Here is a 24,530-nt window from a genome sequence, read left to right as displayed (position 1 = left end):
AAACGTCAGGCCAGCAGGAAGGCCAGGCGATCATCGGCCTTGCCGGGCGTGATCTCCGCGATCTCGGCCACCACCACGCCTTCGGCCACGAAGGGATCGGCGGCCAACCGGGCCTGCAGGTCGGGCAGCGTGGTGTTGTGGGCCAGGATGGCGCCACCCCGCTTAGGCTGGAGGGTGCCGGACAGCAGGAACACGCCGTCCTCGAAGCCCTGGCGTAGCCAGGCGTTGTGGCCGTCCATGTGCTGGGGCGCCTGGGCCCTGTTGGCGGCGAATGTCAGCGTGACAACGAACATGGGGGTTCCCTTCTAATTTGAGGCCTGGGGCTGTGCCGAACCTGGTGGTTCAGGGGCCAGGGCCGCCAGCCAATCATCCATCCGCCGCACCTCCGCCTGGACGAAGCCCTCATCGCGCAAAGCCTGGGCCAGGGTCGCCACACCCTGGCTGCGCGCCAGCAGGTGCAGGGCCAGGGCGTCGGCATCAGCCGCGCGGCCCAGCAGGGTGAACTGCCGGGCCAGCCAGTCACGGAACAGGGTGAACAGGCGGGTGGCGTCGGCCTGGGCCGCGTGGTTCAGCTTGGCCAGCTCATGGCACAGCGTGCCCACGGGGCAGCCGTGTTTCATGATCTTGGCCTGGTTCTGGATCAGGATGTGGATGAAGCGGCCGATGCGCCCCACCGGCGTGCCGCCCTCCGCCTCCCACCGCTCCAGCATGGCCTGGGTGGTGGCCAAGCGGTGGAGGATGACGGCGTCCAGGATCTCATCCTTGGTTTTGAAATGGTAATAGAAGTTGCCGCGGGAGATTTGGACGGCGGCGGCGATGTCGGTGAACGACGTATGCTCAAAGCCGTTCTCATAGAACAGCCGGTCAGCGCATTGGATGATCTGATCCCGGGTCGACTGGCCGCCCATGTCCCCCCACTTTCCGATGCCGCGCCCGGCCGATGGGCACGATTAGGATGACCGTCCTATAAGTTAGGACGATCATCCTAATGCGTCAAGCGGGCAGTCCCTCACTCGGACAGTCCCCTCACCCCGCCCCACAGATCGGGATCGGCCGGGGTGGGGGTGCCGGATGCTCCCGCCAGTACTGCGCGATCAACGGTTCCAGCCGGTCGCGGGACCAATAGGCCGGCGTGCCGATCTCCCGCAGGCAGGCGGCGTTCCAGTAGGCGCCGGCGTCCCCTCTGGTGACGGCGGCGATGTCGGTGGCCTCGGGGTAGATGTAGAGGGTGGTGGGGGCGTTGGTCACCGCCGGGACGATGTCGGCGGCGTCGGCGGGCGACCAGCTGGTGCAGCCGTTGCTGCGACCGCCGGTGTAGTCCACCAGCGTGCCTTGCAGGACATAGCCGTCGCGGTTGGCGTGCGGGTCGCCCGGGGCGTGGCGCCGGCAAAGGCCCTTGAGGGTGACGGCGGCGTGGCCGCCGATGGCGCGCGGGCGCGCGTTCGCCGTCTCCCCCTCGCCATCGAACTGCACGAAGGGGCGCACCAGGGGCACGTCGGCGCCATCGGCGGCGCGGTAGTAGCCCTTGAAGGTCGAGGTGGTTTCGGCGGTGACGTAGGCGCCGCCGGTGGTCAGTTCGGAATCCTGGGCGTTGCCGAAGTTGCGCGCGCACTCCCGCCCATTGGCGAAGTCAGCCACGCCCTCCAGCCGGCGGCCGGCACCGTGCCCGGCGGGAAGGGCCTGGAAGGTCCGCTCCACCTCGCAAATCCGATAGAAGCGGCGGCCCGGTTCGCCGTCCGGGCCGGTGTTGGGGCGGGTGGCGTCCATGGCGAAGTAGCAGGGGTTGCGCACCACCCCCTCACCCAGCTTGCGCTGGTACAGCGCCCGCGCGCGGGCCAGAACCGTGGGGGCGATCTGGCCGTCGCCATCGCCGACATGGGCGCTGAGCCAGGCGGGCAGGCCCGAGGGCGGGTCGGCCGCCGCCGGCGATGCCCACAGTGCCATCACGCCAAGCACCACCATCAGTCCCATCCGCACCGGACCCAACCCTTCCCGTTCTTTGTCCAGACGCCCCGGCGCCCGCGTGCCAGTATAGCGGTATCGGATTAGCCCCCCTACAGTCGCACGCTGGTGCGCACGCCCAGCACCAGGCCGTCGCCCACCGGGGTTGTCCGGCCCGGCAACAACACGTTGCCGCCAGGGTGGATGACGTATTGCACGTCTGGCTGAACCGTGGCCCACCCGGCGACAACGGCCTGGTAGCTCAGTTCCACCAGCAGCTCGTGGTCGCGCACCGGATAGTAGGGGCGGCCATAGCGCAGGTAATCCTGGTCCAGGCCGGCGGCGGCGGAGCCGATCCGGGCATAGGCGGCGGCCAGGCCCAGGGTATCGTCGGCACGCCCGGGCAGGACGCCTTTCCAGGTCAGGCCGCCGTCGGCGTAAAAGGCTATGAGGTTGCGGTCGGCCGGGGCCCCCGCCAGGCGCAGGAAGGCCGACAGGCCGCCATCCGGCTTTTCCCCCGGGTGCCACAGCGGGACGTCGGCCACACCATAGACGCCCCAGTCATTGTTCCTGGTGGCCGGCACACCACTCGACCGGGGATCGGCCAAGGTCACGCCATCGGCGGCGCGGTGTTCATCGTTGAAGGGGCCGCCATGGAACCACGCGCCCAGCTTCAGGCTGGGGGCCTGGCCTTCCCCCTCCCCAAGCGGTTGGTATTGAAGCTCGGCGATGGCGAGGACGTCGCCGGAGAAGCTGAAGGTGGTCCCGCTGGCGTCCTGGGCCTGCGCCTCCCCTACCGCCGTGCCGGCCGGATTGCCGGAGAAGACGGCACCCAGGATGGACAGGTCCGGCGTGGCCGAAACCTGCACCCGGGCACCGGGCGTGGCCAGGGGAAAGGCGGGCCCGCCCCCCGGCAGGTCGGCGCCGGTGATGGCCTGCCAGCCGAAGGTGCCGTTGACGAACAGGGCGGCCCCCCGGCTGGTGACGAACTCATCATCCGCCGCCAGCTGGCCCAGGCGGACGGACACCCGCCCATCCCACAGCGCCTGCTGCGCCCACAGGGTGAACAGGCGGGCGCCGGGCAGCGCCTCGATATCGCTGACGGTGGCGATGTTCTGCAGGCAGCAGCGGCTGAGGCCGTGCCCGTGGATGCCGTAGGCGGTGGCGTGCAGCAGTAGGCCATGCCAGTCCAGCATCGTCTGGGCGTCCAGTTCCACCGTCGCCTCCAGCCGGCCTTCGCCCACGCCGTCGCGCTTGACCCCACCTTGGGTGAGGCCGAACACCTCCCCCACATAGACCAGGTTCAGGGACAGGCCGTCATCCTGCAACCGGCCGCGCAGGCCGCCCCAGTCGCCGGTCAGGCTGTCGCGGTCCCAGAAGCCGGGCGGGGTGGGGGCGGCCCCGCCGCTGCCCACCGGCGACGCGGACGATGCGCCCGGCCCCTCCTCCCCCGCGACGGCCGGCGAGGCCTGGGCCACGAGCAGGGCCGTCAGCAGGGCGGCGGTCAGCAGCGGGGGGCGCGGGATCATGGCCATGCCCTCATTGCGCCGCGGCGTCCAGCAGGCGCCGGGTCATGTCGCACACGAAGGTCTGCAGATCGGCGTCCCGGCGGCCGCCCTGCACCTCCACCTGGCCGAAAACCTGGGTCTGATAGCGGCCCCCGCGATAGAGCCGCAGTTCGATGGAGAGCAGGCGATGCACGCCGAACAGACGGCTGGCGGCGGAGCGGGGGGGACCCAGCGTGCGCGACGCGCCGCCGGCATAAGGGTTGGGGCGGAAAGTCCATTCCACCCGGTCGGGCGCGGAAAGACCGGCGGCGACGAAGGACTGGCCACCCCCGGGCGTGTTCACGCCGGCCGTGGTCATCACCGTGGCCAGGAACGGCGCCACCTCCTGCGGCAGGAAGCCCGGCAGGTCACCCAGCGCGGTAACCACCAGCGCGGGCGCCGGCTCCGCCGCCAGGGCCATCCGCGGCAGCGACAACAGGCAGGCCAGCGCCAACAAGGCCCCTCCGCGCCGGCGGCGGCCTGGATGGATGACGAAGGGCGACGGAACCATGATGACGGCGCGATCTCGGCACGGACGAACCATTACCCGAGGGATAACACAGCTTCGGTACCGTTTCCGGCCCAAGCAGCGACCGTCACAAAAACATAAAGGCAAGAAAAACGGGCATGAAAAAGGCTGGGGGGCATCCTGGACCAAGCCAGGCGCCATCCAGCCCTTTCTATTTTTGCGTATGAGACGTGGTTCTTACGATTCCGCGCCCATCTGCTCCTGCTGGTAGTTCTGCAGGCCCACGCGCTGGATCAGATCCTGCTGGGTCTCCAGCCAGTCGATGTGCTCTTCGGTGTCCTCCAGGATTTCCCGCAGGATCTCCCTGCTCTGGAAGTCGCGCACCGACTCGGCATAGGTCATGGCGTCCTGCAGGGATGTGCGGTTGTGCCGCTCGATGGACAGGTCGCCCTCGAACATTTCCGGCACGTCCTCACCAATCTTCAGCTTCAGCAGGTCCTGCAGGTTGGGCAACCCCTCCAGGAACAGGATGCGCTCGATCAGCTTGTCGGCGTGCTTCATCTCGCCGATGGATTCCTCATAGACCTTCTTGGCCAAGCGCAGCAGGCCCCAGTTCTTCAGCATGCGCGCATGCAGGAAGTACTGGTTGATGGCCGTCAGTTCGTTGGTCAGGATCTTGTTCAGGTGAACGATGACCTGCGGATCGCCCTTCATCACTTATTCTCCATATAGGCGGGTTGGAATCCCGCAAACGGGCCACGACACCGTCCGCCGCGCGGCGTTCCCCAGGGACTCCCAGGCAAGGCGGGCGCCTTTCCGGAACGGCGCGCGGCGGACGGTACCGACGTTCGATTAAACTTCGACTTGGGTGCCCAATTCCACCACGCGATTGGGGGGAATGTCGAAAAAAGTGGTCGCGGACAAGGCGGTGGCCGACAACGCGATAAACACCTGCTCCTGCCAGCGCGACAGGTCGGAGCGCGAGGACGGCACCAAGGTCTCGCGGCCCAGGAAGAACGAGGTCTCCGCCAGGTCGATGGCCAGGCCCAGCGGCCGGCATTCGGCCAGGGCGCGCGGCACGTTGGGCTGTTCCATGAAGCCGAAATGGGCGGTGACGGAGAAGAAGCCCTTGCCCAGCTTTTCCACGGACACGCGGCGTTCGCGCGTCACCCACGGCACTTCCTCGGTCAGCACGCGCATCAGCACGACGCGTTCGTGCAGCACCTTGTTGTGCTTCAGATTATGCAGCAGGGCGTGCGGCACCTTGTCGACGCTGCCGGTCATGAACACGGCGGTGCCGGCCACGCGCACGGGCGTGCGGTCCGCCCGTTCCAGGAACAGCGCCATGGGCAGGGCGTCGCGATAGATGCGGTCGTACAGCACCTTGCGCCCCAACCGCCATGTCGAGACCAGCAGGAACACGGCCATGCCCACCGTCAGGGGCAACCAGCCGCCCTGGGGGATCTTCAGGCAGTTGGCGGTCAGGAAGCTGAAATCGATGAACAGGAAGAAACCGAAGACCACGGCGGCGCGCGGCCGGCTCCACCCCCAGACGTCGCGGGCGGTGAACAGCGCCATGATGGTGGTGATGGCCATGCTGCCGGTGACCGCCAGGCCGTAGGCGTCGGTCAGCTTGGCGGAGCTGCCGAACATGATGACCAGCGCCACCACCGCCACCAGGAGGGCCCAGTTGATGCGCGGCACATAGACCTGGCCGATCTCGCTTTCCGAGGTGTGGCGGATTTCCATGCGGGGCATGTAACCCAGCTGCACCGCCTGGCGGGTCAGGGAGAACACACCGGAAATGACGGCCTGGCTGGCGATGATGGTGGCGGCCGTGGACAACACCACCAGGGGCAACAGCAGGAAGTCGGGCACCAGCAGGAAGAAGGGGTTGTCGATGGCCTCGGGCCGCGACAGCAGCAGGGCGCCCTGGCCGAAATAATTCAGCACCAGCGCGGGAAAGACCACGGCGATCCAGGCGTGGCGGATGGGCTTGCGCCCGAAATGGCCCATGTCGGCGTACAGCGCCTCACCGCCGGTGAAGGACAGGACCGCGGCACCCAGGATGTAGAACACCGACCAGCCGTGGTTGAAGGCCAGGTCCAGGGCGTAGCGCGGGTCCAGCGCCTTCAGCACGTGGGGAACCTGCAGGATGTGCACGAGGCCCATGGCCCCCAGGCAAGCGAACCAGAAGCACATCACCGGGCCGAACACACGGCCAACGGTGTTGGTGCCGCCGCTCTGGATCAGGAACAGGCCCACCAGGATGACCACGGTGATGGGCACCACCCAGTGCTGCACGTCGGGGGCGGAGATCTCCAACCCCTCGACCGCCGACAGAACCGACACGGCCGGGGTGATCATGCCGTCGCCGTAGAACAGCGCCAGGCCCAGCATGGCCAGCACCGTCATCAGCCGGCGTTGCGAGCGTGACCGGTCCTTGCCGCTGAGCGCCAGGGTGGACAGCGACAGGATGCCGCCCTCGCCCTTGTTGTCGGCCCGCAGGATCAGGACCACGTATTTCAGGGTGACGACCAGGACCAGCGACCAGAACACCATCGACAGGAAGCCGAAGATGTTGGCCTCGTTCAACGGCATACCCGTGATGGTCGGGTCGAACGCCGTGTGCATGGTGTAGAGCGGGCTGGTGCCGATATCGCCATAGACGACGCCCAACGCCCCAAGGGTCAGGGCCCAGTGGCGGCGGCCGGCGTCCTGCTGGTCGCTGGAGTGGATGGATTGCATCGATGGGGATGAGATCGGCGTAGACTGCGTTAGGACGGCGTGCTTGGGGTCAGTCGGGCGACATAGCTAAAAGAGATAGGGGTCCAATAGCAACGGAACGACGGAGCGAAACACGACATCGGTGGCAAAGCGGCCGGATCGACCACGGCCCCACCCTGAGACGGATTGCGGCGTCAGTCAACAATCACATCGCATGTGCAGCATCCGGCGGGTCCGCCTAGCGCTTGAAAAAACGACATTTCGGCCTGCTTGCCCTATGATGGGACGACCCGCCCAACACCCGCTGAACAAACGGTTTTTCGCCCGTGCCCCCCCATCGCCGACTGGCCCGCCTGCACCAACGCCGCATCACCATCGACGGCCGCCCCTTCGCCACGCTGAAAGGGGTGCCGGCCCTGCGTTGGCAGGACCCCTACCACTTCCTGCTAAGCATTTCCTGGGGCGGATTCTTCGGCCTGGCCCTGGCCGTCTACCTGATCGCGAACCTGGTGTTCGCCGGCCTGTACCTGGCCGAACCGGGCGGCGTGACCAACGCCCGCATCGGCTCCTTCCTTGACGCCTTCTTCTTCAGCGTGCAGACCCTGGGCACCATGGGATATGGCGTCATGGCGCCCAACACCGTCTACGCCAACAGCGTGGCGGCGGCCGAATCTTTCACCGGCATGCTGGGCGTGGCCCAGATCACGGGCCTGATCTTCGCCCGCTTCTCCCGGCCCAAGGCAATGATCCTGTTCAGCCGCACCATATTGTTCACCCAGCATGATGGGGAGCCGGTGCTGATGCTGCGGGCGGGCAACACCCGCGGCAACCAGATCCTGGAGGCGGAGGCCAGCGTTTCCTTCAGCACCGCGCGTATCACCCAGGAAGGCGCACACATGCGCGGGTTCGAGGAACTGAAGCTGGTGCGCGCCAAATCGCCCCTGTTCGCCCTGTCCTGGACCATCATCCACCGCATCGACGAAACCAGCCCGCTATACGGCCAGACGGAATGGACGCTGCGCCAGAGCCAGGCCACCTTCATCGTGCTGTTGAGCGGCACGGACGAGAATTATTCCCAGAAGGTCTACGGCCGCAAAACCTACGACGTGGACGACATGCTGTGGGGTCAGCGCTTCGTCGACATCATCAAGATCCGCGAGGACGGCTATCGGCTGCTGGATTTCAGCGGCTTCCACGACACCGAGCCGCAACGCCCGCTCAAACCGGCAAAGGACCTGCCGGCCGACGCCCCGCCGAAGGGTTCCTGACGGCGCTGAGCGAAGGGGCCGGCGCCGCTCCGGCCGATAGCGAGCGGCGCCGGTCCAGCTTGGGCTATTTCGTCGCGGCCGCACAGGTGTCGCCGGCAGCACCATCAAGGTCCAAGCACCGGCCATCGACCTCACCCGGGGCGAGCTTGAAGTCCAGCAGTGCCGCCAGCGTCGGCATGATGTCGACCGTCTCGACGGAGAGCGGCTGCTCGAAGCCCTGCATGCCCTTGCGCCAGAACAGGATGGGCACGCGCCGGTCATAGTCCCACGGGCTGCCGTGCGTGGCGATGTAGGTGGCGGGCTTGGCCGGAATGGCGGTGATGCGCGGCTTCAGGAAGACCACCATGTCGCCGGAGCGGCTGGGGTCGAACGACGCCCGGGCGCGGTCCAGCAGGCTCCAACTGTCCGGCGCGCCGATCGGCATCGGTGCCGCCGCCACCTCAGCGGCGCTATAAACGGCGGCCACTTGCGGATCGGCACGGTAGAGGGCCAGGGTATCCGCCACCGCCTTCTGGCGCCAGGTGCCCGCGACCGTTGGCCCCACCCAGATATCGCCGTTGGCGCCACCGAACAGCAGTTCCGCCCCGTTCAGGCCCAAAGGCGCGACGGTCTTGCCGGCGTTCTCGGACACGAGCGCATCGTCCACGCGCGTCGCCATCGGCATGCCGCGCAGGCGCTCACGCTCCGGGATGTCATTGCCGCCATGGTCGGCCGACAGGGCCAGGACATAGTCCACGCCCGTGGCGTCCAAGGCCGCGACCAGCTTGCCCAGCGTGCGGTCCAGGTTGGCCATCTGGATGCACATCTCGGACCCTTCGGTGCCATAGCTGTGGCCGATGTAATCGGTCGCCGAGGCGCCGACCGTCAGGACGTCGACCGACTTGCCGTGGCCCAGCTTCATGTCCTTGATCAGCCGGGTGGCGAGATCGATGATGGCCGCGTCGAAGGCGGGGGAGGCGCGCCACTGCGCCTCCGCCTTGGGGCCGGGCTGCCGGGCGAATCGGCCGTTCCCGACCGTCAGGACATCGTCCTTCCGCTCGACGGAGACCGGCATGTCGATGGCCTTGCACCACTCGGGCTCGGCGTATTCCTTCGCGGGCTTGGCGATCTCGGCCAGGGCGGCCTCGTTCACGGCGGTCACGGCCGCCGGGACGGTCCTCCCCTCATAAGAGATGAAGCCCTGGCCATCCTTCCAAAACCACAGCTCATCCACCGCGTGGCCACCCATCATGATGGCCGCCCGGTCCTTGCCGGCGACGGAAACGGTGCGCACCTCGGCATCGGCCGCCTTCAGCCGTTCGCCCAGGGTCGGCACCTTCAGGTGCACGTCCGATGGGACGTAGGCCTTGTAGGTGCCCTTGGTTTCATCCTCGGCGCAGTAGATCTTGCCCGGCCGGGGGCCACGGAAATCATACCAGTCGTTGGCGATGATGCCGGTGCGGGCGGGACGGTCGCCGGTCATCAGCGTCGAATGGCCGGGGCAGGTCTCAGTCGCCGCATGGCTTTGATAGCCGTTGGGGAACACCGCCCCGTCCAGCAGCCGGCGCAGGCCGCCGGCGAAATGGCTGCGGTACTGCTGGAACAGGTCGGTGGAGAACTGGTCGACCGACACCAGCACGACCAGCTTGGGCGCGGGCGCCGCTGCCCCGGCATCCGCCGCCGCGCCAGCGGGAACGGCGCCGAATAGGGCGCCAACGGCACAGAGGGCCGCCATCCTGGATTGCCAACGCGTCACAACTTCCTCCTGCATCCCCGATGCGGCCTGCCCGCCAGGATTTGGTACCGTTGTTTTCCATTTCGCGCGCCCATCGCAACAGGTGATTCGCGATGCCATTGAAATGTCATATAGATTCCGATGAGTGGTCCCCGGCTTGTCCACACCACGGCAGCTGGCATAAGCTGGGGGGCGTTGGGGCGACCTCACCGGGGCATACATGACGGCGCTGGAAGTGCGGGGACTGGCCAAGGCGTTCAGCCGGCCAGCGGTGCAAGGCCTGGATCTGGCCATCGCGCCGGGGGAGTTCTACGGCCTGCTGGGCCCCAACGGGGCGGGCAAGACCACGACCTTGCGCATGGTGGTGGGCCTGTTGGCACCGGACGCGGGCAGCGTGCGCATCTTCGGCATCGACGCCCTGGCCGACCCCATCGCCGCCAAGCGCCTGGTGGCCTGGCTGCCGGATGAGCCGCTGATCTATGACAAGCTGACGCCGCTGGAGTTCCTGGAATTCGTCGCCGGCCTGTGGGGGGTGCCCGCCGCCGTCGCCGGCCCCCGGGCGGAGGAACTGTTGCACCGCCTGGACCTGTGGGACCACCGGGCCGAACGGTGCGAGGGCTTTTCCCGGGGCATGAAGCAAAAGGCCGCCCTGGCCGGCGCCCTGATCCACGACCCCCGCCTGTTGATCCTGGACGAACCGCTGACCGGTCTGGACGCGGCCATCGCCCGCGAAGTCAAAGCCATATTGGTGGAGCGGGTGCGCGCCGGCGGCACCGTCATCCTGACCACCCACATCCTGGAGGTGGCGGAACGGCTGGTGGACCGCATCGGCGTCATCCAGCATGGCCGCCTGCTGGCCGAGGGCACCCTCACCGAGCTGCGCGAACGGGTGGGGCGGGCCGACAGCACCCTGGAAGAGGTGTTCCTGGACCTGGTCGCCGCCCCCGCCGGCGCCGCCGATCCGCAACGGGAACCGGCATGACGGCCGGAACCCTGCCCTGGCTGCTGCGGCATGAGCTGCGCCTGGCCATCCGGGGCATGAAGCTGTCGTCGGTCGCCGTCTGGCTGTCGCTGCTGGCGCTGGTGGTGATATTCCATGTGGTCGGCGGCTTCCTGGCTTTCGGCCTCGGCCGAGGCGGTGGCGCCGCCCTGCCGGGGGTCAGCGCCATGGTGGCGGCCCTGGCCAGCTGCTTCATGGCCGGGACGGCGGTGTACCGGGCCATGGACACCATCTACAGCCGGGGCGACTACGACCTGCTGCTGTCTTCCCCCCTGGCCCCCCGGGTCATCCTGCCGGCCCGGGCGTTGGCGGTGGCGGCCGGCACCCTGCTGTTCCCGGCCTCCGTCCTCCTGCCCATCGCCAACATGGGCGCGGTGTTCGGGCATGCCAACTGGCTGGCCGCCTATCTGGCCCTGCCGGCCCTGGCCCTGCTGGTCACGGCCATCGCCCTGCTGGCCGCCCTGGGGCTGGTCCGCTGGGTGGGGGTGCGCCGCGCCCGCGTCGCCGGCCAGGCGCTGGCGGCCTTCACCGGTTTCCTCATGGCGATGGCGGGCCAAATTCCGCAGCTGATCGGCACACGGATGGACTGGATGGGCGGCGCCGGCCTGCACGGCCCCCTGGCCGCCATCCTGCTGTTCCCCGGCCGCGCGCTGCTGGGCGACCCGCTGGCCCTGCTCATCCTGCTCGTCGTATGCACCGGCGTCTTCGCCGGGGTGACGGTGCGCTGGGGACCCGCCTTCATCGCCGCCGCCACGGCCGCCGCAGGCGCCACCACGCCCCGGGCGCGGGCCCCCGACCGCGCCCTCCGTTTCCAGGACCGGCTCGGCCCCCTGCTGCGCCGCAAGGAATGGCGCCTGATGCTGCGCCATCCTCAGTTGGCCCTGCTGCTGTTCCAGCAGATGAGCGGCGCCATCATCCTGGTCATCTCCATGCAGCGGCAATGGCGGGCGGAGCCGCAGGTGCTGACCGCCCTGGTGGTGCCGATGGCGGCACTGGCGGCCGGCACGCTGGCCAAGCTGGCGCTGGCCGACGGCGCGTCAGACCTGATCAACGCCGCCCCGGTGCCGGCCGAACGGCTGCGCTGGGCCAAGGTGCAGGCCGCCATTCTGCCGCCGCTGGCGGTGGTGGCCTTGGTGGCGGCGCTGGCCGCCCCCCTGGGCCTGTGGGGCACGCTGACCATCCTCAGCTGCGGCATCGCCGCCACGGGCAGCGCCGTGGTGGCCAGCCTGTGGGTGCAGCCCATGACGGGTGCGGCCATGCAGCAGATGCTGAAGCCGCGCAAGGGCGCCGGCGCCAAGGTGGTGGGCCGCACCTTGCTGGAAACGCTGATGAGCTACGGCTGGATGGCCACCGCCGTCCTCATGCTGCACCACGACCTCTATGCCCTCCTGGTCGCGGGCGGCCTGATGGGCCTCGTCGCCATCCTGCGTACCCCGCTGTAAGTCCTGATATTCCGGCGCGGCCTCCAGCGACGCGGCGCTCGGCCTCATTCCGCCGGAGACAGCGCGCCGCCGCCGCGCCGGCGGTTGACGAACAGCACCATCACGGCGGTGACGACGCAGGCAAGGCCCGCCAGCTGGAAGGCGGGGAAGTAGCTGCCCCATTCCGTGCGGATGAGGCCGGTGCCGTAGGCGGCCAGCGCCGCCCCCATCTGGTGCCCGGCCCCCACCCAGCCGAAAACGACGGGCGCGTCGCGCCGGCCGAAGCGGTCGGTCACCAGGCGCACCGTGGGGGGCACGGTAGCGATCCAGTCCAAACCGTAGAACACGGCGAACAGCGAGAGGCCGTACAGGCTGAAACCCGAGAAGGGCAGATAGAACAAGGACAGGCCGCGCAGGCCATAATACCAGAACAGCAGCTTCCGGCTGTCCACCCGGTCCGACAACCAGCCCGAGCCGGTGGTGCCCACCAGGTCGAACAGGCCCATCAAGGCCAACAGGCTGGCCGCCGCCACCTCGGGTATCCCCTGGTCGAAGCAGGCGGAGATGAGGTGGGTGCCGATCAGACCGTTGGTCGACAAGCCGCAGACGAAGAAGCTGGCGAACAGCAGCCAGAAATCACCGGACTTCGAGGCCCGGCCCAGGGTGGTGAAGGCGATGACGATGGGGTTGCCGCTGGACTGGCCAATCTCATCCTCCAGCGTGCCGCCCAAGGGCGCCAGACCCACGGCGCGCGGGCTGTCCGGCAGCAGCAGGCCCACCAGCGGCACCAGCACCAGGGCCGCGGCGGCCACCGTCAGGCCCACGGCGCGCCAGCCGAAATGGGTGGCCAGGTACGCCATGCCCGGCAGGAACACGAGCTGGCCCGTGGCGGAGCTGGCGGTCAGCAGGCCCATGACCAGGCCGCGCTGCTGGATGAACCAGCGATTGACCACCGTGGCCGCCAAGGTCATGGAGGTGAGGCCGCTACCCAGGCCCACCAGCAGCCCCCAGGACAGCATCATCTGCCACGGCTGGGTCATGAAGGTGCTGGCCGCCGTGGTGACCGTCAGCAGCGAGAGGCCCGCCAGGATGGTGCGCCGCACGCCGATGGCCTGCATGATCGCGGCGGCGAACGGCCCCATGAAGCCATAGAGGAAGATGTTGACCGACACCGCCGCCGCGATGGTGGCGCGGTCCCAGCCCAGCGCCTGCTCCAGCGGAACGAACAGCACGCCCGGCGCCGCCCGCACCCCCGCCCCCACCAGCAAGGTGGCGAAAGCCAACGCCGCCGCCACCCAACCATAGTGCACCCTTCCCCCCAGTCGACGGGCCAGCCGGCGGGATAGGGCGGGGGCGGACCCGGGGACGGGTTCCGAGGCGGTGACATCAGCCATGGCGGTCTTATCCGATCGGGGTAGAGACGCGACCTCCATAATAAGGGCAATTACCCATATTTCAAGAACCGTTCAGGGGCAGCACCTTACCGCCCGTCATCCATCCGTCACGCGGGCGCCACAGACCCCAGGTCGGGGGCGGACCACGCCTAAGCCGTTCGTCTAGCACTATCCGATTTTGTTGCAGACGACCGCCTGGGATGGGCGTAAGCTTTTGTAACGCGGCGTGACCGCTTAGAAGGCGAGGATCGTCGCCTGACAGCTGATGCGTCAATAAAAACAAACATGGCCCCGCACCACCATTGCGGCATTGGCCAAAAAACGGAATGGAATACTGCCAGAACCGGACCATCGTCTGAGGCACACTAGGCGATCATCGCCTTATCCCTTGAACAGAGAGCTGGAGGGAACTATGGCCACTGACAATTTCGTCGAAAGCCTGCGCCAGAAGCATGCCAATCTGGAAGACCGGATTCATACTGAACTGGCACGCCCCTATCATGACAGCGCCGCTGTGCAGCGCATGAAATTCGAAAAGCTCAGGCTGAAGGAAAGAATCGACGAACACACGCGGCACTGATCAGCCGCGGCTATTGGCCATGCGGGCCGCGCCCCCTCCGCGAGACGGACTGGCGGGTGCCCGAAAGTGACAAAGACCGGATGGATCGCTCCATCCGGTCTTTTTTTGCCCCCGCGCCACCCAGGCGCCTTACTTCTTGTACAGGCCCTGGTATTCCTGGCGCAGCAGGTTCTTCTGCACCTTGCCCATGGTGTTGCGGGGCAGGTCATCCACGAACAGCACGCGCTTAGGCTGCTTGAACTTGGCCAGGCGTCCATCCAAGGCCGCCAGCACAGCGGCCTCGTCCACGGCCGCCCCCTTCTGGCGCACCACCACGGCGGTCACGCCCTCCCCGAAATCCGGATGCGGCACGCCGATGACGGCACTTTCCACCACGCCCGGCATGCCGTCGATCTCGGTCTCGATCTCCTTGGGATAGACGTTGTAGCCGCCGGAGATGACCAGATCCTTGCCCCGGCCGACAATGTGGACATAGCCCCGGGCATCGATCTTGCCCAGGTCACCGGTGATGAAGAAACCGTCGGGGCGGAACTCCGCCGCCGTCTTCTCCGGCATCTGCCAATAGCCCTTGAAGACATTGGGACCACGCACCTCGATCATGCCGATCTCCCCCTGCGGCACGGCAGCACCCGTCTCCGGATCCGCAACACGCAAGGCCACCCCCGGCAGGGGGAAGCCCACGGTGCCGGCCACCCGGTCGCCATCGTAGGGGTTGGAGGTGTTCATGTTGGTCTCGGTCATGCCGTACCGTTCCAGGATGGCCAGGCCGGTGCGCGCCCGCCAGCTGTCATGGGTCTCCGCCAGCAAAGGCGCCGAGCCGGAGATGAACAAGCGCATGTGCGCCGTCGCCTCCCTGGTCAGGCCGGGATGCTGCAGCAGGCGAACGTAGAAGGTGGGCACGCCCATCATGGTGGTGGCGCGGGGCAGCAGGCGCATGACCTCGTCCGCATCGAACCTGGCGAGGAAGATCATGCTACCGCCGGCCAGCAGCAGGGTGTTGGTGGCGACGAACAGGCCGTGGGTGTGAAAGATGGGCAGGGCGTGCAGCAGCACATCGGCGGATGTGAAGCGCCAGTAGTCCACCAGGGTCAGGGCGTTGGACGTCAGGTTGTCATGGCTGAGCATCGCGCCCTTGGACCGCCCGGTGGTGCCGGAGGTGTAGAGGATGGCGGCCAGATCGTCCGCCCCCCGGGGCACGTCGGCAAAGGTTTCCGGCTGCTCCAGCGCCGCCGCCAGCAGGGTGCCGGCATCGGCCGCCCCCTGCCCGCCGAGGGTTTCCACCGCCGCCACGCCCTTGCCAAGGGCCAGATCCTTCATGGCCGCCGCCTTGGCGGGATCGCACACCACCAGGTGCGGCGTGGCGTCACCGATGAAATAGTCCAACTCCGCCAGCGTATAACCGGTGTTGAGCGGCAGGTAGACGGCCCCGGCCCGCACGCAGGCCAGGTAAAGCATAATGGCCTCGGCGCTTTTCTCCACCTGCACGGCCACGCGGTCGCCCGGCTTCACCCCCCGGGCCACCAGCAGGTTGGCCATGCGCGCCGACAGCGCCACCACGTCGCCGTAGGTCAGCGTCCGCTCCGGCCCAGCCTTGGAGGCCGGGATAATGATGAAGGGCGTCTCCGGCGCCGGCATGCGGCCACGGATCAGGGAGAACAGGTGGTTGGACATTCGGCGTGACACTCCGGAATCGCGGCGGGCGTTTCTTGTTTCTTTAGGACACTCATGGGGAACACTCAACCAGACCGTCAGGCGGGTGGCTGGGGATCGGCCCTGGGACGGGGGGCACGCTTGGCCGTGCCGTCAGCCGTCTTTTCGGCCGTTTTATCCCCCGCTTTGGGTTTGGTCGGCGGCTTGGCCTCATCCACCCCGGCATCCGCCCTGAGGTGGCGGCGGACGGCCGCGGCGGCGACCACCTCCCCCCGGTCGGCGTAGCGCTCGTGATTGGTCTCGATATCATCCAGCTTATACAGGTAGTTGACCATCAGGCCGTGGGCCTGGGCCAAGCCCTTGGGCGACAGGTCGCCCAGGAAGTTCAGGCGCTCCAGCCGGGCGCCGTTGCCAAGGTGGAAGCGCGCGACCGGGTCCACCGGCTTGTTGCCCCGTCCCTTGGCCTTCAGGAAATAATGGGCCGCCGCCTGCAACAGCACGGGCGACACGGTGGCGGCGGTGCCAGGGTCCAGATGCCAGCCGCTATGGTCCAGCGCCGCCAGGATGGCCTTGTCCGCCGGCGCCAGCACGGCCGACGCCTCCTTGGCGCGTTCCTTGGCCAGCCAGCCGGCGAAGGATGGCACGGGCGACAAGGTGACGAAGGTGCGCAGGTTGGGCAGTTCGCCCCGCAGATCCTCCACCACCTGCTTGATCAGGAAATTGCCGAAGGAGACGCCGCGCAGTCCTTCCTGACAGTTGGAGATGGAATAGAACACGGCGGTGGTGGCGTCCGCCGCCGCGATGGGGGCGCGGCCCTCCGCCAACAGCGCGTCGATCGACGCCGGGATGTCCGGCGCCAGCGCCACCTCGACGAAGATCAGCGGATCGTCCAGCAATTGCGGATGGAAAAAAGCGAAGCAGCGACGGTCGGTCGGCGCCAGACGGCGGCGCAGATCATCCCAGTCCCGGATGGTATGCACCGCCTCATACTGGATGATCTTCTCCAGGATGTTGGCCGGCGTGGTCCAGTCGATATGACGCAGAACCAGGAAGCCGCGGTTGAACCACGACGCCAACAGATGGTTCAGGTCCGCGTCCACCGCCTCCAACCCCGCCTTCTCCACGCCCTGGGTTTCAGCCATGACCCTGAACAGCGCCTCGCGCATGCGCACCACCGCCTCCGTGCCGCCGGGCGCCAGGTTCAGGCGGCGGAACAGCTCCTGCCGGCGCGCTTCAGCGGCGTTGTGCAGCGCCAGGGCCGTACCGGCGCCAGGGGCGGCGCGATACGCGTCGATCGCCTTGTCCAGCTTGATCGGATCGGGTCCGAAACGATAGGCCAGATCCAAGAGGAAGGCCCGCTGCCCGGCGGCGTCCAATTCCGCCCAGCGCTCCAGGATCTGCCCCGCGAGCGCCACGCCCGACGCCTCCCCCCGACCGGTCAGCAGGGTGTCGCACAGGCTGGGCAGGTCGCGCCGGGCCGGCCCCTTGGCCGAGGGCATCAGCTTGGCCGCATCCTCCAGCAGATCCTCCACCATGGGGCCATGGCGGCGCAGCAGGGCGCGGCCACGATCGGCGATGGTGGTCAACATGGACCGGAAGAAGGTGCTGCTGCTCATGGGCTGGACCTCGCGGGGGCTGCGAACCAGTGAGAAGAAGGGCGGCCAACGGTCACCGCACGATGGTAGGCCGGGTGATGGCGCCCGCCAAGGACGGCTGCGGCGCCGCCACGTGATGGGGCATCGACATGTTGGACACGAAGTCGGACAGGCTGTCGCCCTGGATGCCGATATGGCGCCGCATCAGGGTTTCCGCCCGCTCCGCATCGCCTTCCAGCAGGGCGCGCACCACGTCGTCATGCTCCTGTACAGATTTGGCGACGCGACCCAGCTGGTGCAACTGGTTGCGGCGATACGGCGACAGCCGGTTGCGCACCCGCCGCGTCTCCTCTTCCAGCTGGCGGTTATGGCTGCCGGCGTAGATGACCTCATGAAAGCGGGTGTTCATGGCGTAGTAGACATCCGGGTCGCCGGCCGCCGCCAGGCGCTGGCATTCGGCATGGACGGACGTCAGCTCCGCCCGTTCCGCCGGGGTCATGCGACGGGCCGCCAGCCGGGCGCACAAGCCCTCCAGCACGGCCATGATCTCAAACAGCTCCAACACCTGGCGAACGTCCAGGCCCACCACCACCGCCCCCTGGCGCGGGCGGATTTCAACGAAGCCCTGGGCCGCCAGCATCTTCAGCGCCTCCCGCACCGGGGTGCGCGAGGTGCCGAACCGCTGGGCCAACACCTGTTCATCCAGGCGCGCACCCGGCAGGGCGCGGCCGGCGCAAATGTCATCTTCCAGCGCGCGGGCCAGCTGTTCGGATCGGGTTTCGGCCATGGCACGTCTCTCCCTTTCATTACGCATACACTATCGGTTTTCGTGCATGCAAGACAGCCAGTCTTGCGTTTCAATGATTGACGCCCCCAGGTCGCTCTGACATGCTTCCCACGTCAAGTTCCTGCAAATAAAACATATTTCGCTGTTGCAGCATTCATTGAGCAATCGCGAGAACAGGGAAGAACACAGCCTGGCCGCCCAGACGCGCGGCCGTCGCCCTTCATCCATAGGGTGCAGCCCCTTGCCGGCCGCACCGGCCCCCGATCCTTGAAACTGACGCTTCAGGCCCAACCCGACCGCCGGAACGCAGAAGCCCGGCGCCTGCCATGGTGAGGAACACGCACCCATGTCGACCGAACGGACATCCCCCGCCCCCCTTACCTCCACCCTGTCGCGCCGCGGCCTGCTGGGCGGCATGGCGGCCAGCCCCATCGCCCTGACCATGGGCGGCACCGTGCTCAGCGCCGGCGGCCTCTTCCCCGGCCTGGCCCAGGCGCAGACCACCCTCAAGATCTCCCACCAGTTCCCCGGCGGCACATTGACGGAGGGCGACTTCCGCGACCGGCTGTGCCGCAAGTTCGCGGCGCAAGTGGAGGCGGAGACCAAGGGGGCCCTGAAGTTCGAGATTTATCCCGCCTCCTCCCTCATGAAGACGGTGGCGCAACTGCAGGCCCTGCGGAAGGGCGCCTTGGACTTCACCCTCTATCCCATGCCTTACGGCGGCGGCGAAATCCCGGAAATGAACCTGGGCCTGATGCCCTGCCTGGTGACCACCTATGAGCAGGGGCTGGCCTGGAAGAAGAAGCCCATCGGGGAGGCGCTGACCAAGGCCCTGGAGGACAAGGGCGTTAAGATCCTGACCTGGGTGTGGCAGGCGGGTGGCGTGGCCGCGCGCGGCACCCCGGTGGTGCATCCGGCGGACGTCAAGGGCATCAAGATCCGGGGCGGATCGCGGGAGATGGACATGATGTTCAAAGCCGCCGGCGCCGCTGTTTCCTCCATCCCATCCAATGAGATCTACGCCGGCATGCAGACCGGCGCGCTGGACGCCGCCGTCACCAGTTCCACCAGCCTGATCTCCTTCAAGCTGGAGGAGCAGAGCAAGAGCCTGACCGCCGCCCGGCAGAAGAGCTTCTGGTACATGCTGGAGCCGCTGATGATGTCGAAGATGGTGTTCGACAGCCTGCCCGCGGCCCAGCAAAAGGCGCTGACGACGGTGGGCGAATCCCTGGAACCCTTCGGCCTGGAAGAGGCCAAGAAGGACGACCAGCGCGTGGCCGAGATTTACGCCAAGGCTGGCGTCAAGGTCGTGGACATGGATGACAAGGTGATGGACGAGTGGCGCGCCATCGCCCGCGACACCGCCTGGAAGGACTTCGGCGAGCGCTATCCGGAAGGGGCGAAGCTGCTGAAGCTGGCCGAGGATGTGGCATGAGGGCTGCCGGGCTGGAAACCAAGAGGCCGAAGGGAACGGCGGGCCCCATCCGCCTGGCGGGCAAGGCCCTGGATTGGACCAACCGCGTCATCGCCACCGTCGCGGCGGTGGCGGTGGTGGCGGCCGGCATCGTCATGACGGAAGAGGCCATGGTGCGCTATTTCCTGCGCCAGGCGGCCGACTGGCAGGATGAGACCGCCATCTTCCTGCTGGTGGGTGCCACCTTCCTGTCGGCGGCCTACGTCCAATCCCGCCGCGGCCATGTCGCCATCGAGGCGGTGGGCGGCCTGCTGCCCGCGCGCGTGGAGCGGGCGCGCCGCCGGGTGGCGGACCTGATCTCCCTCCTGTTCTGCGGCTTCTTCGCCTGGAAGTCCTGGGTGCTGTGCCAGGAGGCTTGGACCGAGGGATATGCCACCTTCTCCTCCTGGGCGCCGCCCTTGTGGATCCCTTACTCCGCGATGTCGCTGGGCATGACCCTTCTGACCCTGCAGATCGCGCTGCAACTGCTGGCGCCCCAAGCCGCGGACAACCCGGCGGGGCATTCTATGGAAGGACGCGGCCATGGGCACGGTTGAGATCGGCTTGCTCTATGGTGGTGCCACCCTGGTGGCCCTGTTCGCCGGCCTGCCCATCGCCTTCGCGCTGGGCAGCGTGGCGGTGGTCTTCATGTACTTCTTCATGCCGGCCGCGTCGCTGGATACCGTCACCCAGAACGTCTATGAGGAAATGGCCAGCATCACCATGCTGACCATTCCCCTGTTCATCCTGAAGGGGGCGGCCATCGGCCGGTCCCGGGCCGGCGCGGACCTCTATTCGGCCCTGCATGTCTGGATGGGGCGGGTGCCAGGCGGTTTAGGCGTGGCCAACGTCTTCGCCTGCGCCCTGTTCGCCGCCATGGCCGGCAGCAGCCCCGCCACCTGTTCGGCCATCGGCAGTGCGGGCATCCCCGAGATGCGCCGCCGCGGCTACTCCCCCGGGTTCGCCGCCGGCATCATCGCCGCCGGCGGCACGCTGGGCATCCTGCTGCCGCCGTCCATCACCCTGATCCTGTACGCCGTGGCGGCGGAACAGTCGCTGGGCCGGCTGTTCCTGGCCGGCATCGGGCCGGGCATCTTCATGGTGGTGCTGTTCGCCGTCTATGCCGTCGTGCGCTATCGCCAGGAAAAGGCGACGGCGGCAGCGGCCTACGCCCAAGGCGGCGACTGGTCGGAGCTGCTGCGCACCGACACCTTCACGGCGCGCGAGCGTTTCGCCGCCATTCCGCGCGTACTACCCTTCGTCATCCTGCTGATTGGCGTCATGTTCGCGCTCTATGGCGGCATCGCCACGCCATCGGAGACGGCAGGGCTGGGCGCCGTGTTGGCGCTGGCCATGGTGGGCGGCATCTACCGCGTCTGGCGGCCGGCGCAGGTGGGGCCCATCCTGATGTCGACCCTGCGGGAGTCGACCATGCTGATGATGATCATCGGCATGTCGCTGCTCTACTCCTACGTGATGAGCTACCTGCACATCAGCCAGGGCGCGGCGGAGTGGATCGTGGGCATGCACCTGTCGAAATGGCTGCTGCTGGCGGCCATCCTGGTGCTGGTGGTGGTGCTGGGCTTTTTCCTGCCGCCCGTCAGCATCATCCTGATGACGGCGCCCATCATCCTGCCCCCCTTGAGGGCCGCCGGCTTCGACCTCATCTGGTTCGGCATCATCATGTCCATCGTGATGGAGATGGGGCTGATCCACCCGCCAGTGGGCCTGAACATCTTCGTCATCAAGAACATCGCGCCGGACATCCCCTTGCGCGATGTGGTGATGGGGGTCCTGCCCTTCGTCGGCCTGATGCTGGTGTCCATCCTGGCGCTGTGTTTCGTGCCAGGCTTGGCCACCTGGCTGCCTACCCTGGTCTACGCCGGCTGAAACGTCGTCATCGTGAAAGACAGGGGCGGTCCCGCAAGCGCCGCCCCTGTCGCCTTTTCTCGCAGGTCATGCCGCGTCGGTACGGATTTCCTTCACCACCCCGTCCACCACGGCCTGCAGCTTCTCCACCCGGCCGGACAGCAGCTTGGACAGGTTGGCGATACCGTCGGCCGAGCCATTGGTGTCCGTCCAGGCGGACAAGGTTTCCTCACAGCCCCGGGCGGCGGCGCCGGCGCTCTGCACCGCCTCGGCGGCGCTGCGCGCGATCTCCTTGGTGGCGGCGTCCTGTTCCTCCACCGCCGCAGCGATGGCGGAGGTGGCGGCGTCCACGTCGAAGATGACGGTGGCGATGGATTCGATGGCGTCAGCCGCGTCATGGGTATTGTCGCGGATGGCGGCCACCTTCTGCGCGACCTCCGACGTCGCCAGGGCCGTCTGGCCCGCCAGGTTCTTCACCTCCGACGCCACGACGGCGAAGCCCTTGCCAGCCAGGCCAGCCCGCGCCGCCTCGATGGTGGCGTTCAGGGCCAGAAGATTGGTGCGTTCCGCGATCTCGCTGATGGTGGCCAACACCGTGCCGATGCTGGACGCCGCCTCTGACAGGCCGCCGATGATGGCCTGGGCCGAACGCGCCCGTTCCGCCGCTTCCCGTGTGACGCCGGAGGAACGGCTGACCTGGGTGCTGATCTCGGCGATGGCTTCCGACAGTTGCGAGGCCGCGTCCGCCACCTGGGACGCGCTGTCCAGCGCATCGCCACCGGACGCGGCGATAGCCCCGGCGTTGTCGGACCCCCGCCGCACCAGCACGCGCAGGTCGTCGGCACAGCTGCGGGCATTGGTGGCGGCACCCGCCACCTCTCCCGCCAGCCCGCCCACGTCACCTTCCAGACGCTGGGCCAAGGCCAGCATCAGACGGTTGCGCTCGTCCCGGGACTGGGCCGCCAGGGCTTCGCGGGCGGCGGTGGCCCTGGCCAATTCCTCGTGCGCCTGGCGGGCATCGGCCAGCGCCGAATCCGAGCGTTGGAAGGACCCGGCCATGGTCTGGGCGAGCCAAGCCATCAGGGCCCCCTCGAACACCACCAGCCAGACATACATGAGGATGCGCAGATATTCGCCGCCCCGGACGCCAGCCGCCTCGGGCACCGCGAGGCCACCAATGATGAAGAACAAGGCCACCGCCCCGGCGGAGGCCGCCAGCGTCCGCCCATCGCAGAAGCCGGCGGAAACGGCCACCAGGATATAGACGTAGATCTGCATGCCCGTCTGCCATGGGTTGCCGGCGAACGCCCAGATGGACAGGGCGCCGGCCAGAGGCAAACAACCGGCCAAAACCACGCGGCCCGCCGCCGCCGGCAAGGCCTGCCAAGCCACCGCCGCCGCCAGAACGACCACCAAGGTCGCCGCCGGCTGGCGCCAATCGAACCCGCCCAGGACCACCAGCTGTGCACCCAGGAGAACGAAGACCTGCCCGGCCAGCAAGGTCAACACCAGCAGCGTGGTGGTGCGGCGAACACGGTCCAGCGGCGATAGGGACGCGGGGGGAACGATGGATACAGCAGGCATAGGGCCGATCTCCTGGAAAAGGTTTTCCCAGATAACCGTTCCCCGCACGTCCGCGCTTTGACCTGGATCAGATCAACGCGACGAAACCGGGCGGAAATAGGCCCCGCCTTAGAAGAACGCCTGGCTCAAATTCTGCTGCGGCGTATGGACGGGGGTCGCCAGTGTCTCCACCGACGCCAGCCACTGGAAATAACTGACCACCACCACCCGCACAGCACTGGACAGGCTGGTCTCCGCATCGCGTGAACGGTCGATAACCTCCAGCAATTCGGGGATCTGGCAGCCCTCCTGGCGGGCCAACAGGTCCAGCCCGGTCCAGAACTGCGCTTCCAGCCGCATGGATGTGCGACGGGTGCCCACCCGCACGCTGCGCGGCACCAGGGACCGCGGCGCCGTGGCCTGATGCACGGCGGCCAGAACGGGAAAAGGAAGGCGATTGCTGGTCAGAACCGTCATGTCCGTGCTCCGTGACAGGGGCCCCCGCCGTTTTCGCGAAACGGCCGTCCCGGGGGTGTGATGGCGGTCCTTATCAAAGCGGCAGAATTAGAGTTACATAACTGTAGACTCATACAGGGTTAGGCGCCGTTGACGCGAAAGTGGTGCCCCCTCCCCATACGTACACGCCCACGCTGGATACCCTCATGCTTCTGGACGATGCCCTCAGCCGGTTGAGCCAGCCTGATGAACCCGAAGAATTATTCAATACGTTCAGTCAGCTGGCGCGTGACCTCGGGTATGCCGCCGTCAGCTATATCGACAGCCGGCCGGGCCCCGCCCCAGGGGAGCCGGACCTGTTCGTGCGCACGACGGTGCGCGAAGATTTTCTCCATACCTACCTGTCCGAAGGGTATATGAGCCATGATCCGCTGATGGTCATGGCCAAGCGCCAGGCGGCCCCACTGACCTGGGCGGATGTTCCGGAATTCCATGCCAGCCAGCAAGCGACCGCCAAGCTGGATTTTCCAAACCGGGGCCGCGCCAAGCAGGATGCCCGCCGCGCCATCGCCGTCATGGCGACAGCGGCCGATCATGGCTATACCCAGGGCTATGTCATCCCAACCCACACGGTGGACCCGCAAGGCCGGCTGGCCTCGGCGGTGGTCAGCCTGTTCTGGACGCAGAGGCCGGAGGGCCTGATCACTCCAGACTCGGCGCCGTCCTGGCTGCGCCTCAGCGCCCTCTATCTTCACGAGCGGGTGGTCAGCATGCGCCTGACAACCGCCGCCCCACCACCGGTGTTGACCCAGCGGGAGCAGGAGGCCCTGGTATGGGCCAGCCGTGGCAAGACGGTGGAGGAAACCGGGGACATCATCGGCGTATCGGGCCGCACGGTCACGTTCCACCTGCAGAACGCGCTGGAAAAGCTGGGCTGCTATTCAAAGATCCACGCCGTGGCCAAGGCCATCCAGATGGGCTTGATCCATCCTTGACCTTACGGCTGGTCCGCGACGGGCCCGGCACACGCCGCCATTCAGCCTGGGGAATGACGCTGGTAGTCGATCCCGCCTTTGCGCGACCTGCTCGCACAAAA

Annotated in this window: 22 protein-coding genes; 8 read left to right on the top strand and 14 right to left on the bottom strand. The window is 67.6% G+C overall.

The genetic code is table 11. The features are described from left to right. Positions 1-5: 5 nt before the first annotated feature. From FHS74_RS05990 to FHS74_RS05960, 7 genes are all read right to left on the bottom strand, one after another. The gene (locus FHS74_RS05990) at positions 6-293 is read right to left on the bottom strand and encodes a YciI family protein (RefSeq protein WP_184798492.1); all 288 of its coding nucleotides are present in this window, start codon (positions 291-293) and stop codon (positions 6-8) included. 12 nt (positions 294-305) lie between these two features. Then, positions 306-908, bottom strand: coding sequence for a TetR/AcrR family transcriptional regulator (locus tag FHS74_RS05985; RefSeq protein WP_184798491.1), 603 nt, complete (start codon positions 906-908; stop codon positions 306-308). 118 nt (positions 909-1,026) lie between these two features. Continuing rightward, entirely contained in the window at positions 1,027-1,962 is a 936-nt protein-coding gene (locus FHS74_RS05980; RefSeq protein ID WP_211106144.1) for a hypothetical protein, read from the bottom strand. A gap of 92 nt (positions 1,963-2,054) precedes the next feature. Next, on the bottom strand, positions 2,055-3,470 hold the full coding sequence (locus FHS74_RS05975) for a carbohydrate porin (protein WP_184798487.1): 1,416 nt from the start codon (positions 3,468-3,470) through the stop codon (positions 2,055-2,057). 10 nt (positions 3,471-3,480) lie between these two features. Continuing rightward, positions 3,481-3,999: a hypothetical protein gene (locus FHS74_RS05970; RefSeq protein WP_184798485.1), complete on the bottom strand. Its 519-nt coding sequence runs from the start codon at positions 3,997-3,999 to the stop codon at positions 3,481-3,483. Positions 4,000-4,194: 195 nt separating this feature from the next. Further along, a complete protein-coding gene (gene bfr / locus FHS74_RS05965) occupies positions 4,195-4,671 on the bottom strand; it encodes a bacterioferritin (protein WP_184798483.1) in 477 nt (158 codons plus the stop codon). Positions 4,672-4,809: 138 nt separating this feature from the next. Continuing rightward, entirely contained in the window at positions 4,810-6,705 is a 1,896-nt protein-coding gene (locus tag FHS74_RS05960; protein ID WP_184798481.1) for a potassium transporter Kup, read from the bottom strand. A 305-nt stretch (positions 6,706-7,010) separates the two neighbouring features. On the opposite strand from FHS74_RS05960, the gene FHS74_RS05955 reads away from it, so the two are divergent. Then, complete coding sequence (locus FHS74_RS05955) at positions 7,011-7,952, top strand: ion channel (RefSeq protein WP_184798479.1); 942 nt, start codon at positions 7,011-7,013, stop codon at positions 7,950-7,952. A 64-nt stretch (positions 7,953-8,016) separates the two neighbouring features. Here FHS74_RS05955 and FHS74_RS05950 read toward each other — a convergent pair whose 3' ends face one another. Next, complete coding sequence (locus FHS74_RS05950) at positions 8,017-9,687, bottom strand: alkaline phosphatase family protein (RefSeq protein WP_211106143.1); 1,671 nt, start codon at positions 9,685-9,687, stop codon at positions 8,017-8,019. A 199-nt stretch (positions 9,688-9,886) separates the two neighbouring features. Here FHS74_RS05950 and FHS74_RS05945 point away from each other — a divergent pair, with 199 nt between their 5' ends. Both FHS74_RS05945 and FHS74_RS05940 read left to right on the top strand, forming a co-directional pair. Then, positions 9,887-10,648 (top strand): ABC transporter ATP-binding protein, encoded by a 762-nt coding sequence (locus FHS74_RS05945; protein WP_184798477.1) that lies wholly within the window; start codon positions 9,887-9,889, stop codon positions 10,646-10,648. Further along, positions 10,645-12,108: a hypothetical protein gene (locus tag FHS74_RS05940; RefSeq protein ID WP_184798475.1), complete on the top strand. Its 1,464-nt coding sequence runs from the start codon at positions 10,645-10,647 to the stop codon at positions 12,106-12,108. The genes FHS74_RS05945 and FHS74_RS05940 overlap by 4 nt, the downstream gene beginning before the upstream one ends. Before the next feature lie 44 nt (positions 12,109-12,152). Here the strand turns inward: FHS74_RS05940 and FHS74_RS05935 are convergent, their stop codons facing one another. Next, the gene (locus tag FHS74_RS05935) at positions 12,153-13,481 is read right to left on the bottom strand and encodes an MFS transporter (protein ID WP_184798473.1); all 1,329 of its coding nucleotides are present in this window, start codon (positions 13,479-13,481) and stop codon (positions 12,153-12,155) included. Positions 13,482-13,893: 412 nt separating this feature from the next. On the opposite strand from FHS74_RS05935, the gene FHS74_RS05930 reads away from it, so the two are divergent. Then, positions 13,894-14,061: a YdcH family protein gene (locus FHS74_RS05930; RefSeq protein WP_184798471.1), complete on the top strand. Its 168-nt coding sequence runs from the start codon at positions 13,894-13,896 to the stop codon at positions 14,059-14,061. Positions 14,062-14,190: 129 nt separating this feature from the next. Here FHS74_RS05930 and FHS74_RS05925 read toward each other — a convergent pair whose 3' ends face one another. From FHS74_RS05925 to FHS74_RS05915, 3 genes are all read right to left on the bottom strand, one after another. Then, entirely contained in the window at positions 14,191-15,732 is a 1,542-nt protein-coding gene (locus FHS74_RS05925) for a malonate--CoA ligase (RefSeq protein ID WP_184798469.1), read from the bottom strand. A gap of 77 nt (positions 15,733-15,809) precedes the next feature. After that, a complete protein-coding gene (locus FHS74_RS05920) occupies positions 15,810-17,327 on the bottom strand; it encodes a malonyl-CoA decarboxylase (protein ID WP_184798467.1) in 1,518 nt (505 codons plus the stop codon). Positions 17,328-17,379: 52 nt separating this feature from the next. Continuing rightward, positions 17,380-18,093: a GntR family transcriptional regulator gene (locus FHS74_RS05915; RefSeq protein ID WP_184798465.1), complete on the bottom strand. Its 714-nt coding sequence runs from the start codon at positions 18,091-18,093 to the stop codon at positions 17,380-17,382. Positions 18,094-18,439: 346 nt separating this feature from the next. Between FHS74_RS05915 and dctP the strand changes: the two genes are divergently transcribed. The 3 genes from dctP to FHS74_RS05900 are packed head-to-tail and all read left to right on the top strand — an operon-like array spanning position 18,440 to position 21,436. Further along, entirely contained in the window at positions 18,440-19,528 is a 1,089-nt protein-coding gene (gene dctP / locus FHS74_RS05910) for a TRAP transporter substrate-binding protein DctP (protein ID WP_211106142.1), read from the top strand. Next, positions 19,525-20,103: a TRAP transporter small permease gene (locus tag FHS74_RS05905; RefSeq protein WP_184798463.1), complete on the top strand. Its 579-nt coding sequence runs from the start codon at positions 19,525-19,527 to the stop codon at positions 20,101-20,103. Before dctP ends, FHS74_RS05905 begins: the two co-directional genes overlap by 4 nt. Beyond that, positions 20,090-21,436: a TRAP transporter large permease gene (locus FHS74_RS05900; RefSeq protein WP_184798461.1), complete on the top strand. Its 1,347-nt coding sequence runs from the start codon at positions 20,090-20,092 to the stop codon at positions 21,434-21,436. Before FHS74_RS05905 ends, FHS74_RS05900 begins: the two co-directional genes overlap by 14 nt. A 66-nt stretch (positions 21,437-21,502) precedes the next feature. Here FHS74_RS05900 and FHS74_RS30305 read toward each other — a convergent pair whose 3' ends face one another. Beyond that, the gene (locus FHS74_RS30305; protein ID WP_246462944.1) at positions 21,503-22,999 is read right to left on the bottom strand and encodes a methyl-accepting chemotaxis protein; all 1,497 of its coding nucleotides are present in this window, start codon (positions 22,997-22,999) and stop codon (positions 21,503-21,505) included. Positions 23,000-23,107: 108 nt separating this feature from the next. Then, positions 23,108-23,455 (bottom strand): ribbon-helix-helix domain-containing protein, encoded by a 348-nt coding sequence (locus tag FHS74_RS05890; protein ID WP_184798459.1) that lies wholly within the window; start codon positions 23,453-23,455, stop codon positions 23,108-23,110. Positions 23,456-23,640: 185 nt separating this feature from the next. Between FHS74_RS05890 and FHS74_RS05885 the strand changes: the two genes are divergently transcribed. Beyond that, positions 23,641-24,429, top strand: a complete 789-nt coding sequence (locus FHS74_RS05885) for a helix-turn-helix transcriptional regulator (RefSeq protein WP_184798457.1) — start codon at positions 23,641-23,643, stop codon at positions 24,427-24,429. Positions 24,430-24,530: the final 101 nt, after the last annotated feature.

This window comes from Nitrospirillum iridis (genome assembly GCF_014205765.1).
Classification (GTDB): Bacteria; Pseudomonadota; Alphaproteobacteria; order Azospirillales; family Azospirillaceae; genus Nitrospirillum; species Nitrospirillum iridis.
Note: the sequence above shows the minus strand (reverse complement) of the source record. Positions and strands in the feature narration are given on the sequence as shown.